Here is a 13,851-nt window from a genome sequence, read left to right as displayed (position 1 = left end):
CGCGATGACTGCTGAGTCGCAACAGGAGGCCGCAGGCGCGCCAAGCGCCGCACCGGTCGCCGCCGATACCGGCCACCATGGCCACGGACACGAAGGCGATGGCAAGCTGAAGCTTGCCGTCGGCGCGGTCGGCGTCGTGTTCGGCGACATCGGCACCAGCCCGCTCTATGCGTTTCGCGAGACCTTTGCCGGGCATCACCCGATCGAACCCGATCGGCTGCACATCTATGGTGTGCTGAGCCTGGTGTTCTGGTCGATGATGCTGGTCGTCACCTTCAAATATGTGCTGACGATCATGAAGGCCGACAACAAGGGCGAGGGCGGCAGTCTCGCGCTGCTCGCGCTGATCAGCCGATCGTCGGGCGAAAAGCGCTGGACCTGGCCGATCATCCTGCTCGGCGTGTTCGCGACCGCGCTTTTCTATGGCGACAGCATGATCACCCCGGCGATGTCGGTGCTGTCGGCGACCGAGGGGCTGCGCTACATCAACCCCGGGTTTGCGCCCTATATTGTCCCGATCGCGCTGACGATCCTGATTGGTCTGTTTGCGCTGCAGTCGCGCGGCACGGCCAAGGTAGGCGCGCTGTTCGGGCCGATCATGCTGCTCTATTTTCTGACCCTGGCCGGGCTGGGCATCATGCACATTGCGGATAATCCCTGGATCATCGTCGAGACGATCAATCCGGTGAACGCGCTGCGCTTCTTTTACGTCGATGGGTTTACCGCGTTCATCGCCTTGGGCGCGGTGGTCCTCGCGGTGACGGGTGCCGAGGCGCTCTATGCCGACATGGGCCATTTCGGGCGCGGGCCGATCGGGATCAGCTGGCTGGCGTTCGTGCTGCCCGCGTTAATGCTCAACTATATGGGGCAGGGCGCGATGGTGCTGGCCGCCGAAGCCGGGCCGCGCGCCGACCTCATCTCCGACCCGTTTTTCCAGATGATGCCGCAATATCTGGAGGTGCCGGTCGTCATCCTCGCGCTGCTGGCGACGATCATCGCCAGCCAGGCGGTGATTTCGGGCGCCTTCTCGCTGACCCAGCAGGCGATCCAGCTCGGCTTCATCCCGCGCCTCCGCGTCGAACACACCAGCGCATCGGCGGCGGGGCAGATCTACATCCCCGTCGTCAACTGGTTCCTGATGATCATGGTGATCATCCTGGTGTTGTTCTTTGGTTCGTCGAGCAATCTCGCTGCCGCTTACGGCATCGCGGTCACCGGCGCGATGTTCATCGACACCTGCCTGCTGTCGGTCGTCCTCTTCACCTTGTGGAAATGGCCGGCGTGGAAGGCATTGCCGGTGCTCGCGGTGTTCTTCATCGTCGATATCGCCTATTTCGGCGCCAACCTGATCAAGGTGCCCGACGGCGGTTGGGTGCCACTGGCGATCGGGCTCATCATCTTCACGATGCTCACCACTTGGTCGCGCGGGCGCAAGCTGATGCAGCAGGAAATGGCCGAAGGCGCGATGCCGATCCCGGTGTTCGTCAAATCGGCCGCGAACAGCGCGACGCGCGTGCCCGGCACGGCGGTGTTCATGACGTCGAGCAGTGATGGCGTACCGCACGCGCTGCTTCACAATTTGAAGCACAACAAGGTGCTGCACCAGCGCATCATCTTGCTGACGATCAAGATTGCCGACGTCCCCTATGTGCGCGAGGAAAATCATTGTGCGCTCGACGATCTGGGGCAGGGGTTCCATCGGCTGATCCTGAACTATGGCTTTATGCAGCCGATCGACGTTCCCGACGCGCTCAAGCGCGTGACGAGTTGCGGCGGCGAGTTCAAGATGCTGGAGACGAGCTTTTTCCTGTCGCGCCAGACGCTGATCGCGGCGAGCAAGCCGGGGATGCCAATCTGGCGCGAAAAGCTGTTCGCGTGGATGCTGCGCAATTCGGAAAGCGCCATGGAATATTTCCGGCTGCCGACCAATCGCGTGGTCGAACTGGGCAGTCAGGTCGCAATCTGACGCGGCCGACCGGATTAACTCGCCGTCATCGGCAATTATGCGTTTGATCATTGCCGCCGGTCTTGCGATGCGGGCGCGAGGCGATGGAGGTTGGCCGGCGAGATGGGCGCGGGGAACACGGACGATCTGATCCTGCCGGTGCCGCCCGAACCCTTTGGGCTGATCGTCGGCGGAGCGATGCGCGGGCAGTCGGCGGACGCGCTGGAAACGGCGCTGCGCCATATGGGGCTGCGGCCCGAACGGGTCGCGCTTGACGCTGCCGATGGTGGTCCGCCGCGCTTTCGCCTGCGCTTCGGGGCTGTGTCGGTCCTGGCTGGTCCCGCTACGGATCATGCGCTCGATGCCGCCGATCCCGACCATCCGTCGACCAGTTTGCTCGCCGCCAGCCTGCCGGGCGAGTGGCGCGGCGACGACCATTGCTGGATGTTCGTACCCGAACCGACCGACGAGCCCGCGACGGCGACTGCGCAGCCGACGCAGATGCGCGAATTCTTCAAGATGTTGGTGCTGCTGATCGACCTGTTCGATGCCAGCCACCTTTTTTGGTCGCCCGCGCGGCTGTGGTCGGACGCGGCACAGTTTCGCGCGGCGATCGCCGAAATGCTGGCGAGCGGGATGCCGCCGGTGCTGCACCTCGTCGCGTTTCGGCGCCGCGAGGATGCCGGGGGTGCTAGCATGGGGACGCGCGGACTGGCGCTGTTCGCGGGGCAGGAATTGGAGGCTCGGATTCCCGAGGGATGGACGGTTGCCGACATGGTGAAACGGCTGTCCCGCCTGGCGCTGGATATGATGCTGAACGGTCCGGTGCGGCACGGCCGCACGATGCGCGGGCTGGAGAGCGGCGAGTGGATCGACCTGTCGCCAACGCCCGCTACCGGCGGTCAGCGATCGAGCGTGATCGTCGAGTTTGGCCGCGATCGCTGATGCCGGGCCGCGGTTGGCTGGGCGCACCGCCACCGCAACCGGGTTTTCAGCGACATCATCTGATCCCGATCGCGCTGCTGCACCGCGCGCAGATGGCGGCGATGTTCGATCATTTGCAAACCGAGGGCTTTGCCCTCGCGGATTTTCACCGCAACGGGGTGATACTGCCCGCCTGCGAGGGGACGGCGCTGTCGTCGGGCCACGCGCTGCACCGCGGGCCGCATCAGGGCTATAGCGACGTCGTTGCGGCGCGGGTCGAGGGTATTCGCGCTCATTTCGCGCTGCACGCGGCGTCGGATCCGCGTGCTGCGCGGCGGACGGCGGTGATGCGCCTGCGGCTGTTGCAGGACACGACGCGCCGCGCGCTGACCGACCGGCACGGGGCCGGATTCTGGCTCAACCGCCGTGATCCGATGCGCCTGTTCGTCGATCGGCCCTATCTGGATGATGCGATCGAGCGGTTGTTCGGGGGCGTCACAGCCTGACTTTCGCCTCCAGCTCGCGCCGCGCCGCCAGATATTGTTCTTCAAGCGCGGCGACGAATTCCGCGACGGGGCGGACCGCGGTCACCGGGCCGATGCCCTGGCCCGATCCCCAGATGTCTTTCCACGCCTTGGCCTTGGTGTTGCCACCCGAACCGAAGTTCATCGTCGACAGGTCGCCTTCGGGCAGATTGTCAGGGTCCATGCCCGCAGCGACGATCGACTGGCGGAGGTAATTGCCATGTACCCCGGTGAACAGGTTCGAATAGACGATGTCGGCGGCGCGGCCTTCGACGATGCCATCCTTATAGCCTTGGTCGGCGTTGGCTTCGGCGGTCGCGATGAAGGCGCTGCCGATATAGGCGAGGTCGGCGCCGCATGCCTGCGCGGCGAGGATCGAGCGGCCGTGGCCGATCGCGCCCGACAGCGCGACGGGGCCATCGAACCATTCGCGGATTTCCTGCACCAGCGCGAAAGGCGATTGCCGCCCGGCATGACCGCCCGCGCCGGCAGCAACGGGGATCAGCCCATCGGCGCCCTTTTCAACCGCCTTGCGCGCAAAACGATCGTCGATGACGTCGTGGAGGGTGATGCCGCCCCAGCTATGCACCGCTTGGTTGAGTTCCTCGCGCGCGCCGAGCGAGGTGATGGTGATCGGTACCTTCCATTTGGCGCAGGTGGCGATGTCCTGTTCCAGCCGGTCGTTCGATTTATGGACGATCTGGTTGACCGCATAAGGTGCGGACAGGCGATCGGGATTGTCGCGGTCCCACGCGGCGAGTTCTTCGGTGATCTGGTGCAGCCATTCGTCGAGCAACGTCTGGGGGCGTGCGTTCAGGGCCGGAAAGCTGCCGACAACGCCCGCCTTGCACTGCGCGATCACCAGTTCCGGCCCCGACACGATGAACAGGGGCGAGCCGATGACGGGCAGGCGCAGGCGGTCGAAAATGGGGGGCAGGGCCATGAATCACTCTCCGGTAGCAGTTTGAAACTGACCTTAACGTAAACGGAAGGTCGTGCAAGAGGGGTTGACGGTGACACAACGGACAAAGGCGGCCGAAGCCGCCTGTGCCATTAATCCCGTTGTGTTCAGGCCGTGACGGTTCGGCGACGGGCCGCCTTGAACGCCAGATAGCCGAGCCCGACCATGGCAATCAACAGCGCGCCTTGGGCGATGGCGAAGGGCGGTTCGGTTCCATTGGGTGCCAGCGCGTTGAGCGCGGGAACCTTCAGGAAGCTTTGCACGACCAGCACGAACAGGTTGAGGTAGAGCGCGAGCGTGGCGGTGACGACATAGACCGTAGCGGCGCACCCGACGAGCTTGCGCCCATACCAGGCCCAGAAGGTCGCGACGAGGATCAGCGTCGAGAGGATGCCGAAACCAAGCGCCGGGGTGAAGGCGACGATCGGGAACAGGAAACCCGTCAGGCTGGTGAGCAAGGTCGTCCAGAGGAAGATACCGGTGGTGCGCGGCAGGATGCGGCCGCGAGCGAAGGCTGGGAGGGCGATCAGCCCTGCGGCGATCGCGATCAGGCTGATTGCGACGTGCAGCGCGGTGAACTGCGGGATGGTGAGGCCAAGGATCATGGCACGCCTCCTTTACAGATAGCGTGCCGCGGGGCGCGCCAGCGACAGGTTGGGACGAAGCGCCGCGCGCGCGGCAATATAGGCTTCATAGTCGGCCATGTCGGGCAGGGCGGGAATGGTGACGGTTTCGCCCGCATCGAAACCGGCGAGTGCGGCATCGACCATGTCGTCCACGTCCATCACGATTTCGGCGGGCAGGCTGGCCAGTTGCTCCTCGGTCCAGATCGGGGTGCGCGTGGCGCCCGGCAGCACTGCCTGGATCCGTACGCCCTTGGCGCCGAGTTCGACGTGCAATGCTTCGCTGAACGCCAGCACATAGGCCTTGCTGGCGGGATAGGTGGCGGTGAAGCCGTCGGGGATCAGCGCGGTTACCGAGCTGATGTTGATGATCGCCCCGCTGCCCTTCGCGGCAAGCCGCGGGGCAATCGCCGCGGCGAGCCGGGTGGCCGCCAGAATGTTGAGATTGATGAGCGTCGTCAGATGCGCCGGATCGGCGTCGACGAAGCTGGTTTCGCCCGCGATCCCGGCATTGTTGATGAGGCCGGTGACTGCATCGTCGTCGCGCAGGCGCGCTTCGACACGGGCAAGGTCATCGGGGTTGGCGAGATCGGCGGCGATGACATCGACCGCGACGCCCGTGTCTTCGCGTAGCTGGTCGGCGAGTTCGGCAAGCTTGTCGGCACGGCGCGCGACGAGGATCAGATTGTGGTCGCGGCGGGCGAGGCGGTCGGCATAAACGGCGCCGATGCCGTCCGATGCGCCGGTGATGAGAAAGGTCTGCTTGGTCATGATATATCTCCTTGACGAAGGAGGAGGCGCGGCCCCGCTGGACCGCGCCTCCGTGTATCAGCTGTTGATGAAATCCAGAAGGTCGGCGTTGAAGCGGTCCTGATGCGTGACCGTCAGGCCATGGTCGGCGCCTGCATAGATTTTCAGCACCGCCTGTTTGACGATCTTCACCGTGGCGTGGGCCGAGGCATCGACGGGAACGATCTGGTCGTCGTCGCCGTGCAGGACCAGAGTCGGGACGTCGAATTTCGTCAGGTCGGCGTTGAAGTCGCTTTCCGAAAAGGCGCGGATGCTGTCGAGCTGGCCCTTGAGTCCGCCCATCATGCCCTGCCGCACAAAGTCGTCGCGCACTGCTTCGCTGACCACCGCGCCGTCGCGGTTATAGCCGTAGAAGGGGATGGTCAGATCGTGGAAGAACTGCGGCCGGTTATCGAAGGTGCCTTTGCGGATGCCGTCGAACACGTCGATCGGCAGACCGCCTGGATTGGCTTCGGTCTTGAGCATCAGCGGCGGAACTGCCCCGATCAGCGCGATCTTGGCGACGCGATCCGTGCCATGACGGCCGACATAGCGGGTGACTTCGCCGCCGCCGGTCGAATGGCCGACGAGGATGACGTCGTTCAGGTCCAGCTGTTCGATCAGTTCGGCGAGGTCGTCGGCGTACTGGTCCATATTGTTGTTGTCCCAGACCTGATCCGACCGGCCATGGCTGCGGCGGTCGTGGGCGATGGTGCGGAAACCCTGATTGGCGAAGAACACCATCTGGGCGTCCCAGGCGTCGGCGCTGAGCGGCCAGCCGTGCGAAAAGATGATCGGCTGCCCGTCCTTCGGACCCCAGTCCTTGTAGAAGATGTGCGTACCGTCCTTGGTGGTGATCGTGGTCATGGCTTGGTTCCTTTCGTTGGAGGGGGGCGGGGTGTCCGTCCCGATGAAGGAGAGATAGGCCAGAGCGGGCTTGCGCGGGATTGGCGGACCCGACATTATGCGGGCCGATTCCGACAAAAGGTTCGCCATGCCGAAAGTGAAGCTGCCCGAAGCGCCGCAACCGCTCGTCGAGGTCGGGATGATGCTCTATCCCGACTGCCAGATCGGCATGGTCCACGGTATCACCGACCTGTTCGACATCGCGGGACGGTTCGCGGTGCAGCACGGCCGCGCGCCGATCCGCGCCAGCCACTGGCGGTTGCAGGAGGGCGGGGGCTTTGCGCGCTGTTTCGACAGCCATCCCGACGAGCCCGCGGGCAATTCGCCCACGGTGCTGATCGCGCCGGGCAGTTTGCACAAGCTGCTCGAGCCCGGCGAGGTCGAACCCTATGCCCGCTGGCTGCTCGATCGCCATGCGCATGGCGCGGTGCTGGCGTCGAATTGCGGCGGCGCCTTTGCGCTTGCGGCGACCGGGCTGCTCGCGGGGCGCCCGGCGACGACGCACTGGTTCTTTGCCGAACAGTTCCGCGAGCGTTTCCCCAACGTACGGCTGGAGATCGACCGCATGGTGATCGACGATGGCGACATCGTCACTGCGGGCGGGCTGATGGCGTGGACCGACCTCGGGCTGCGCATCGTCGAGCGGCTGCTGGGGCCGACGGTGATGATGGAAACCGCGCGCTTCCTGCTGATCGATCCCGGCGGGCGCGAGCAGAAGAATTATGCCAGTTTCGCGCCGCGGCTGACGCATGGCGACGAGGCGATCCTGAAGGTGCAGCACTGGTTGCAGGGACGCGGCGCGGGGCCGGTCGCCGTCCCCGCGATGGCGGGCGAAGCCGGCATGGAGGAGCGGACGTTCCAGCGCCGGTTCAAGGCGGCGACGGGCATGACCCCGGTCGAATATGTCCAGCATCTGCGCGTCGGCAAGGCCCGCGAGCTGCTCGAGTTCACGCGGCGCACCGTCGATCAGGTCGCATGGAGCGTCGGATATGAGGATGCGGCGGCCTTCCGCAAATTGTTCCACCGCCTGACCGGCCTGTCGCCGCACGAATATCGGCAGCGATTTGCGACGCCGCAATCGCTCGCCGAGGTCGCCTGAAAATTATTTCGCAGCCCGTGTCGATTTGGCGGTGGCTCGTTCGTCATGTGGTCAGGCGCCGCTGTTGGCCCGACCAAAAGGAGATGAAGAATGCGCGTGATGGTTTTTGTGAAAGCGACCGAGGACAGCGAACAGGGGATGACGGCGTCGCCCGAGCTTGACCAGATGTTCGTCGATATGGGCAAGTTCAACGAGGAGCTGGTCAATGCCGGGGTGCTGGTCGCCGGTGACGGCCTGAAGCCCTCGTCGTTCGGCAAGCGCGTCGCCTTCGATGGCCCCAGCCGCACCGTGATCGACGGCCCTTTTGCCGAGACGCGCGAACTGGTCGCCGGCTATTGGCTGTGGGAAGTCAAGGACATGGACGAAGCGGTCGAATGGGTGAAGCGCTGCCCCAACCCGATGTTCGGGCCGAGCGAGATCGAGATCCGCCCGCTGTACGAGATGGAGGACTTCGCCGACATCATCCCCGACGAAGCCGCCGCGATCCACGACGGCGTGGGCGAAAAGCTCGCGAACGGCTGATCGCTTGCCTGCCCCGCCATGCGCCTCTAACCGTGGCGCATGGCGGCGGACCCCACCCATCGGGCCATCGAGGCGGTTTTCCGGATCGAGCGGGCACGGCTGATCGCCGGGCTGGCGCGGCTGACCCGCGACGTCGACCGCGCCGAGGAGCTGGCGCAGGATGCGCTGCTGGTCGCGCTGACCGAATGGCCCGCCCGCGGCGTCCCCGACAATCCCGGCGCCTGGTTGATGGCGGCGGCAAAGCGGCGGGCGATTGACGGCATCCGCCACGCCCAGATGCAAAGCCGCAAACATGCCGAAATCGCTCGCGAACGGGACGAGGAGCAGGACATGAGAGCGGCGGCGGTCGAGGCGGCGCTCGACGATCCGCTGGGCGACGAGCTGCTGGGGCTGATCTTTGCCGCGTGCCACCCGGTGATCGGTGCCGAGGCGCGCGCCGCGCTGACGCTGCGGCTGGTCGGCGGGCTGACGGTGGAGGAGATCGCACGGGCGTTCCTTTCCAACGAAGCGGCGATCGCGGCACGGATTACCCGGGCCAAGAGAGCGATTGCCAAGGCCGGGGTCCAGTTCGAAGTCCCCCGCGGCGCCGAGCTGGCGGCGCGGCTGCCGTCGGTGCTCGAGGTCGTCTATCTGATCTTCAACGAAGGCTATGCCGCAACCGCGGGGCCGTCGCTGGTCCGCCCGCCGCTCTGCGCCGAGGCGCAGCGGCTGGCGCGCATCCTGGCCGGCCTTATGCCCAAGCAGCCCGAGGTGCTGGGGCTGCTCGCGCTGGTCGAGATCCAGGCGTCGCGGCTGGCGGCGCGCGCCGGTCCCGACGGTCAGTTCGTGCCGCTGACCGAGCAGAACCGGGCGCGCTGGGACCAGCTGCTCATCCGCCGCGGCCTCAACGCACTGGCCCGCGCCGAGGCGCTGGGCGGCGCCGACGGGGCTTATGCTTTGCAGGCCGCGCTCGCCGCCTGCCACGCCCGAGCCCGCCGCGCCGAGGACACCGACTGGCGGCGCATCGCGGCGCTGTACGACCGGCTGGCGCAGGTGATGCCCTCGCCGGTGGTCGAGCTCAACCGCGCGGTCGCGCACAGCATGGCGTTCGGCCCCGACGCCGGACTGGCGCTGGTCGACCAAATCTCGGACGACGCAGCGCTGCGCCACTATGCCCCGCTACCCGCGGCGCGCGGCGACTTCCTGCTCCGCGCCGGACGCCCCGCCGAGGCGAAGGCGGCGTTCACGGCGGCGGCGGCGCTGGCCGGCAATGACCGCGAACGCGACTATCTGTTGTCGCGCGCCGCCGATTGTTAATAGCCCCCTTCGGACCCCGGGGCGCGGTAGAAGCGGTGGCGGGTGACGGTGCCGTCGATCAGGCTTTTCTTCAGCTTCTTGCGCATCTTGTCGGCACCGTCGGGCGAGACGCAGACGAGGCGGGTGCCACCATCGGGCAGGGGTTCGATCGCGCTGATGATCACCCCCGCGCTCTTGCACAGCGCGATCACCTCGGCCTCGGTCAGCGTGACGTTCATCGCGCGGCTCATGACGGGGTGGCGCCAGGCGCCATGGCGCGGATTGCGGCGGCCACCTGTTCAAAGCCTTCGGCGCTGGCGGTGGCGAGCGCAAGCGGGCGGCCACCGAGCGCGGCATTTTCGCTGTTGAGGAATTCGACCGCCGCATCGCGCCCGCCCATGGTCAGGAACGCCAGCTGGCTGATGTCGCCCTGCCGCTTGGCATCGTCGCGCGCGAGTGGCGTACGTTTCTTGCGGAAATAATTATTGGTACGGGTGCGGGCGGGCGCGTCGGCATCGGTCGCGGCGTCGGCCCTCGCCGCAGCGCTGGCGGGCTTGGCGGGTGCGGTGACCTGCGCCTTGCCGACGGGAGGGGTAGCGGGTTTGGCTCGGCTGTTCATCGGGCGCGGCTCCTGTGCGGGTAAGCGGGAGCGCGCAGGTCTCTCAGCCGCGGCGGCTCATGACCATCAATACCGCGATGATATCTATATGGGGGCGGCGCAAGGCGATTGTAAGGCGCCGCCGCCGGTGCCTGACCGTGAGCGAGCACCACCGTCGCTCACCCGCGCGCCCGCTGCTCCGGCCAGGCATCCGCGCCCGCATGATCGGCTGCGGCATCATTGGCCGGATCGAGCGAAGCGAAAAAGGCGCGGCGCGCGGCTTCGCCCGCGATCAGCAGCGGGGTGACTTCGGCCACGCGCAGGTTTTCGTAAACTTCCAGCTCGTCGTCATCGAGCGCGCGGGCATAGGCGGGGTCGCCGAACTGGCCCTCCTCGTGCCCCCAGAAATCGGCGGGCGGCGGGAAGTCGGTGCGCCAGTCGCCCGCATGGTCGTCGAACCACACGGTCATCGCCGCCGCCGCCTCTTCGGGGGTTTCGCTGCCATCGTCGCCATAGCCCGGATCGGCGGAAATCTGCGCAACTTGACGCGCGATTTCACTATCTCCGGCCAAGACGGCGACCGGGTCGGTGCAGCGGTCGCGCGCCGCCAGCCAGACCGCGAGCGCAGCGATAAGGTCGCCCGGCGCGCCCTCCGCACCCTCCGCGTCCGCGGCGCCCGGCGCCGTAGCGGCGTCGAACAGCGCCAGAAAGCCCGGCCAGTCGGCCGCGATCGACTGCGCCAGCATATCCTCGCCCGCCTCTGCGCGCGTTTCGACCATGCGGTCGAGCCGCGCGAGCATCGCGAGGCCAAGGCGGCTGTCGATGCGGCGGCGCTTGATGAAGCTGCGGCCGTCCTCGCGTTGCAGCTCGGTGGTTTCGTCATGCCCCCAGATCGCGCGGTCGAGCAGTTCGTCGACGAGCCGCCCGCGCGCGATCAGCAGCGCCGCGCCGCAGCCGAGCCGGAACGCCGCGCCCGTGGGCCGCTGTTTCAGCTGATAGACCGCGGCGGGCGACATGCCGACCTTTGCCGCCGAAATCTTCACCGACCCGTTGGTGGCGAAGGCTTCCAGAAATTCGCGCTGGAGCCGCGGCGTCCAGTGATAGCTGGCGGGGGCGGGGATCGCGGCGGGGTCGTATGCATAGTCGTCCATCGATTCGTCCTTTCGGTTTGGTGAAACCGTCAGAATGAACCATATGGGTGAAATGTAGGAAAGCGGTTTTTGGTCAGGCGTTGGTCGCCGCCGCGCGCTCCTTGTCGGCGCGCAATTTTTCAGTGTGGAGCAGCTTGTCGGCCATCGCCTGCCAGGCCGCCGCGGCGCGCAGATTGCGGTCGCGGACCTGGGTCAACGCCGACGCATCGGCTTCGGCGGTGCATTTCGCGGCTTGGGCGGAGTAGAATTCGATGGTGGCCGACATGGCTGCTTCCTTATGTTGGGTCGATCAATCGACCATATCGGCGATCAAACGCCGGAGCTCGCGGCGCGAAAGCGTCGGGCGGCGGTGGCGCGACGGGTTGACCGTCTGGGCCTTGCCAGCCAGCGACAGCGCGGGCAGAGCGGGAAAAATCGAGTTGTTGTTGAATGAAATCATCATCTTTATCTTTGTTTTGAGTGTCTTGCGTTGAAGGTCGGCGCGGATCGCGCCGATCCCCTTGGGATCACGGCCCGCGCCGTTTGCGCTGGCCGGGTGGAACCGGCCCCGCCCCGCGTTCGCGGTAGACGAGGCGGCCCTTGCTGAGGTCATAGGGCGTCATTTCGACGCGCACGGCGTCGCCGACGACCGACCGGATGCGGAAACGCCGCATGCGGCCGGCCGTGTAAACGACGACCCGATGGCCATTTTCGAGCACGACGCCGAAGCGCCCGTCGGGCAGGATCTCGTCGATCTGCCCCTCGAAGGTCATCAATTCCTCTTTGGCCAAAAATCAGGCCGACTGGAGGTTGATGGCGGAAACCTTGCCATTGCGGCCGGTTTCGAGTTCGTAGGAAACGCGCTGTTCCTTGTTGAGCGTGTCCATGCCCGCGGCCTGGACCGCGGTGATATGGACAAAACTGTCGCCCGAGCCGTCTTCATTTTCGATGAAGCCATAGCCCTTGTCGGCGTTGAAGAATTTTACGGTGCCGATCGGCATGGGGTGTTTCCTTTCACGAGAAACAGGAATCCCGCGGCAAAAGCACCGCAGGAGCTGGTGGCGTGTGAAGGGAAGATAATGTCCCGAAGGACCGTAAATTTCCGTCGCAGGCGACGATAGCGGGAGCAATATGGCAGTTTTCCTTGAAAAGTCAAGGTTTCAGCCGATGACGCGCAATCCGGGCGCGGTTTTGCGCGCTTTCGCGCGGTTGATGAGGCGAGCGAGCCGACGCGATCAGCGGCGTCGCGGCGCAGCCGAGCCGAAACGCTGCGCGGTCGGGCGGCTGCTTGGGTTGATGGACGGCGGACGGCGAGATGCCGACCTTGGCCGCCGAAATCTTTACCGACCCGTTGGTGGCGAACGCTTCCAAAAATTCGCGCTGGAACCGCGGAGTCCAGTGATAGCTGGCGGGGGCGGGGATTTGCGCGGGGTCGTAGGGGTAGTCGTTCATCGATTCATCCTTTTGGTTGGTTGAAACCGATGGAATGAACCATATGGGTGAAATGTAGGAAAGGGGTTTGTTTAAGTTTGGAAAGGCATAATAGTTCGAGTGCGGTTCTTCTTTGATATGAAAGTTGATCACATCGATGTATCTGAGAACATGAGGAAGATTTATGTCGCGCCACAGTGTTGGCGGCTACTTGATATATTGGAGGGGATATGGCGCTAGAAAACCTTACGGTTAGCCGAGTTTGTCTGCATGAAGTTTATGTCCGTGATGATGCGGGGAATGTAGTCCAGCCTCAGTATGCTCAAGGGCTATTTCAGCTTCAGGGTGCTGCTCTGAATGCTTTTCGAAGCAGAGTTCTTGCGGCTTTTAAAAGCGACGGACACTGCATGGAAATGGCCATCCGGGATTCCGGTGCCGGTTCTGCCGTGGCTATTGGGGCAGAGTTATTGAACGGCGCAAACGATGCGGATTTTATCCTTCAGTCACGGCATTTTGCAGATAAGTTGGCCGCGTCACAGACTTCGCAGAGAATACCTGGGGGCGTTGTTGTCGTATTCGAAGGTTCGGTCGGCCAGCCCGCGAACAGGTTCTTCGCGGTTATGAAAGCCGAGCTTCACGAAGCATTTCAGAAAACTGGGAATCTCCAAGCGAGGTTCGTTAGCGACTTGTTCCTGAGCAAGGGAACAAAATTGTACAAAATTGGCCTTTTCATGGATGAAGGCGCGGCCGACGACGCCGATTTTCCTGACGGCTGGTCTCCTTTGCTGTTTGATCAGCTTCTTACGGCCTCCCGCCGCGATGGGGCTGCAAATTACTTTTATAGCAACTTTCTCGGGTTGGATATTCCGGAAGATAGCGCCCACAGGGTGAAGCAATTTTTTGAGCAAACAAAGAGTTACATAAGGTCGTCGAATCTTCCGAGAGACCAGAAAGTTGATCTCTTCAATGGACTCTACACCTATCTGAAGGTCGACCAGTCGCCTACAATTCTGACGTGCTCCCCTGATTGTTACCAGTCAGAGGTAGAGTCCGGCTCCTTCATGATGGTTGATTGATGGGATGGCAATGGTCCTGGGGGCATGCCCCCAGGACCATTGGCCGGC

At 64.7% G+C, this 13,851-nt stretch carries 18 protein-coding genes and 1 pseudogene; 7 read left to right on the top strand and 12 right to left on the bottom strand.

Annotated features, from left to right (window positions below; all coding sequences use genetic code 11):
* Positions 1 to 4 precede the first annotated feature (4 nt).
* The 3 genes from FFS18_RS16185 to FFS18_RS16180 all read left to right on the top strand — a co-directional run bounded on the left by FFS18_RS16185 (position 5) and on the right by FFS18_RS16180 (position 3,375).
* Positions 5 to 1,966 (top strand): potassium transporter Kup, encoded by a 1,962-nt coding sequence (locus FFS18_RS16185; RefSeq protein WP_120215820.1) that lies wholly within the window; start codon positions 5 to 7, stop codon positions 1,964 to 1,966.
* Between the two features lie 90 nt (positions 1,967 to 2,056).
* Entirely contained in the window at positions 2,057 to 2,890 is an 834-nt protein-coding gene (locus FFS18_RS17550) for a hypothetical protein (protein ID WP_171005344.1), read from the top strand.
* A complete protein-coding gene (locus FFS18_RS16180) occupies positions 2,890 to 3,375 on the top strand; it encodes an AHH domain-containing protein (protein WP_171005343.1) in 486 nt (161 codons plus the stop codon). The genes FFS18_RS17550 and FFS18_RS16180 overlap by 1 nt, the downstream gene beginning before the upstream one ends.
* On the opposite strand, the gene FFS18_RS16175 is transcribed toward FFS18_RS16180, so the two are convergent.
* The 4 genes from FFS18_RS16175 to FFS18_RS16160 all read right to left on the bottom strand — a co-directional run bounded on the left by FFS18_RS16175 (position 3,365) and on the right by FFS18_RS16160 (position 6,633).
* A complete protein-coding gene (locus FFS18_RS16175; protein WP_137871640.1) occupies positions 3,365 to 4,336 on the bottom strand; it encodes an NAD(P)H-dependent flavin oxidoreductase in 972 nt (323 codons plus the stop codon). The two genes, FFS18_RS16180 and FFS18_RS16175, sit on opposite strands and share 11 nt — an antisense overlap.
* A gap of 125 nt (positions 4,337 to 4,461) precedes the next feature.
* Positions 4,462 to 4,959 carry a hypothetical protein gene (locus FFS18_RS16170; RefSeq protein ID WP_137871639.1) on the bottom strand — a complete coding sequence of 166 codons (498 nt, stop codon included), beginning with the start codon at positions 4,957 to 4,959 and terminating at the stop codon, positions 4,462 to 4,464.
* A 12-nt stretch (positions 4,960 to 4,971) separates the two neighbouring features.
* Positions 4,972 to 5,748 (bottom strand): SDR family NAD(P)-dependent oxidoreductase, encoded by a 777-nt coding sequence (locus FFS18_RS16165; protein WP_137871638.1) that lies wholly within the window; start codon positions 5,746 to 5,748, stop codon positions 4,972 to 4,974.
* Positions 5,749 to 5,805: 57 nt separating this feature from the next.
* Positions 5,806 to 6,633 (bottom strand): alpha/beta fold hydrolase, encoded by an 828-nt coding sequence (locus FFS18_RS16160; protein WP_137871637.1) that lies wholly within the window; start codon positions 6,631 to 6,633, stop codon positions 5,806 to 5,808.
* Positions 6,634 to 6,760: 127 nt separating this feature from the next.
* Here FFS18_RS16160 and FFS18_RS16155 point away from each other — a divergent pair, with 127 nt between their 5' ends.
* The 3 genes and pseudogenes from FFS18_RS16155 to FFS18_RS16145 all read left to right on the top strand — a co-directional run bounded on the left by FFS18_RS16155 (position 6,761) and on the right by FFS18_RS16145 (position 9,589).
* A complete protein-coding gene (locus tag FFS18_RS16155) occupies positions 6,761 to 7,771 on the top strand; it encodes a GlxA family transcriptional regulator (RefSeq protein ID WP_137871636.1) in 1,011 nt (336 codons plus the stop codon).
* 90 nt (positions 7,772 to 7,861) lie between these two features.
* Positions 7,862 to 8,221: pseudogene (locus FFS18_RS16150) on the top strand (YciI family protein); the annotation flags it as partial.
* A gap of 111 nt (positions 8,222 to 8,332) precedes the next feature.
* Entirely contained in the window at positions 8,333 to 9,589 is a 1,257-nt protein-coding gene (locus FFS18_RS16145; protein ID WP_137871635.1) for an RNA polymerase sigma factor, read from the top strand.
* Here the strand turns inward: FFS18_RS16145 and FFS18_RS16140 are convergent.
* The 8 genes from FFS18_RS16140 to FFS18_RS16110 all read right to left on the bottom strand — a co-directional run bounded on the left by FFS18_RS16140 (position 9,586) and on the right by FFS18_RS16110 (position 12,880).
* The gene (locus tag FFS18_RS16140; protein WP_137871634.1) at positions 9,586 to 9,819 is read right to left on the bottom strand and encodes a hypothetical protein; all 234 of its coding nucleotides are present in this window, start codon (positions 9,817 to 9,819) and stop codon (positions 9,586 to 9,588) included. The genes FFS18_RS16145 and FFS18_RS16140 overlap by 4 nt on opposite strands.
* On the bottom strand, positions 9,816 to 10,187 hold the full coding sequence (locus FFS18_RS16135; RefSeq protein ID WP_120215829.1) for an antitoxin Xre/MbcA/ParS toxin-binding domain-containing protein: 372 nt from the start codon (positions 10,185 to 10,187) through the stop codon (positions 9,816 to 9,818). Before FFS18_RS16135 ends, FFS18_RS16140 begins: the two co-directional genes overlap by 4 nt.
* Positions 10,188 to 10,345: 158 nt before the next feature.
* Positions 10,346 to 11,317 (bottom strand): hypothetical protein, encoded by a 972-nt coding sequence (locus tag FFS18_RS16130; protein ID WP_137871633.1) that lies wholly within the window; start codon positions 11,315 to 11,317, stop codon positions 10,346 to 10,348.
* A gap of 73 nt (positions 11,318 to 11,390) precedes the next feature.
* The gene (locus FFS18_RS16125) at positions 11,391 to 11,582 is read right to left on the bottom strand and encodes a hypothetical protein (RefSeq protein WP_120215831.1); all 192 of its coding nucleotides are present in this window, start codon (positions 11,580 to 11,582) and stop codon (positions 11,391 to 11,393) included.
* A 24-nt stretch (positions 11,583 to 11,606) separates the two neighbouring features.
* Positions 11,607 to 11,759 (bottom strand): hypothetical protein, encoded by a 153-nt coding sequence (locus FFS18_RS17545; RefSeq protein ID WP_212743066.1) that lies wholly within the window; start codon positions 11,757 to 11,759, stop codon positions 11,607 to 11,609.
* Between the two features lie 64 nt (positions 11,760 to 11,823).
* Positions 11,824 to 12,087 (bottom strand): translation initiation factor IF-1, encoded by a 264-nt coding sequence (infA, locus tag FFS18_RS16120; RefSeq protein WP_120215832.1) that lies wholly within the window; start codon positions 12,085 to 12,087, stop codon positions 11,824 to 11,826.
* A 3-nt stretch (positions 12,088 to 12,090) separates the two neighbouring features.
* A complete protein-coding gene (locus tag FFS18_RS16115; protein ID WP_037554756.1) occupies positions 12,091 to 12,297 on the bottom strand; it encodes a cold-shock protein in 207 nt (68 codons plus the stop codon).
* 151 nt (positions 12,298 to 12,448) lie between these two features.
* The gene (locus FFS18_RS16110) at positions 12,449 to 12,880 is read right to left on the bottom strand and encodes a hypothetical protein (RefSeq protein WP_137871632.1); all 432 of its coding nucleotides are present in this window, start codon (positions 12,878 to 12,880) and stop codon (positions 12,449 to 12,451) included.
* Between the two features lie 77 nt (positions 12,881 to 12,957).
* Between FFS18_RS16110 and FFS18_RS16105 the strand changes: the two genes are divergently transcribed.
* Positions 12,958 to 13,803 (top strand): nucleoid-associated protein, encoded by an 846-nt coding sequence (locus FFS18_RS16105; protein WP_137871631.1) that lies wholly within the window; start codon positions 12,958 to 12,960, stop codon positions 13,801 to 13,803.
* The last annotated feature ends 48 nt before the right edge of the window (positions 13,804 to 13,851 follow it).

Source organism: Sphingopyxis sp. 2PD (genome assembly GCF_005503695.1).
Lineage (GTDB): Bacteria > Pseudomonadota > Alphaproteobacteria > Sphingomonadales > Sphingomonadaceae > Sphingopyxis.
This window is presented reverse-complemented; position numbering and strand designations above follow the sequence as displayed.

Bases quoted from the DNA above. Each gene is read 5' to 3' on its own strand.
- FFS18_RS16130 (WP_137871633.1), bottom strand. From the start codon at position 11,317: ATGGACGACTATGCATACGACCCCGCCGCGATCCCCGCCCCCGCCAGC.
- FFS18_RS16125 (WP_120215831.1), bottom strand. From the start codon at position 11,582: ATGTCGGCCACCATCGAATTCTACTCCGCCCAAGCCGCGAAATGCACC.
- FFS18_RS16160 (WP_137871637.1), bottom strand. From the start codon at position 6,633: ATGACCACGATCACCACCAAGGACGGTACGCACATCTTCTACAAGGAC.
- FFS18_RS16185 (WP_120215820.1), top strand. From the start codon at position 5: ATGACTGCTGAGTCGCAACAGGAGGCCGCAGGCGCGCCAAGCGCCGCA.
- FFS18_RS16145 (WP_137871635.1), top strand. From the start codon at position 8,333: ATGGCGGCGGACCCCACCCATCGGGCCATCGAGGCGGTTTTCCGGATC.
- FFS18_RS17545 (WP_212743066.1), bottom strand. From the start codon at position 11,759: ATGATGATTTCATTCAACAACAACTCGATTTTTCCCGCTCTGCCCGCG.
- FFS18_RS16180 (WP_171005343.1), top strand. From the start codon at position 2,890: ATGCCGGGCCGCGGTTGGCTGGGCGCACCGCCACCGCAACCGGGTTTT.
- FFS18_RS16140 (WP_137871634.1), bottom strand. From the start codon at position 9,819: ATGAGCCGCGCGATGAACGTCACGCTGACCGAGGCCGAGGTGATCGCG.
- FFS18_RS16115 (WP_037554756.1), bottom strand. From the start codon at position 12,297: ATGCCGATCGGCACCGTAAAATTCTTCAACGCCGACAAGGGCTATGGC.
- FFS18_RS16105 (WP_137871631.1), top strand. From the start codon at position 12,958: ATGGCGCTAGAAAACCTTACGGTTAGCCGAGTTTGTCTGCATGAAGTT.
- FFS18_RS16175 (WP_137871640.1), bottom strand. From the start codon at position 4,336: ATGGCCCTGCCCCCCATTTTCGACCGCCTGCGCCTGCCCGTCATCGGC.
- FFS18_RS16170 (WP_137871639.1), bottom strand. From the start codon at position 4,959: ATGATCCTTGGCCTCACCATCCCGCAGTTCACCGCGCTGCACGTCGCA.
- FFS18_RS16165 (WP_137871638.1), bottom strand. From the start codon at position 5,748: ATGACCAAGCAGACCTTTCTCATCACCGGCGCATCGGACGGCATCGGC.
- FFS18_RS16155 (WP_137871636.1), top strand. From the start codon at position 6,761: ATGCCGAAAGTGAAGCTGCCCGAAGCGCCGCAACCGCTCGTCGAGGTC.
- FFS18_RS16135 (WP_120215829.1), bottom strand. From the start codon at position 10,187: ATGAACAGCCGAGCCAAACCCGCTACCCCTCCCGTCGGCAAGGCGCAG.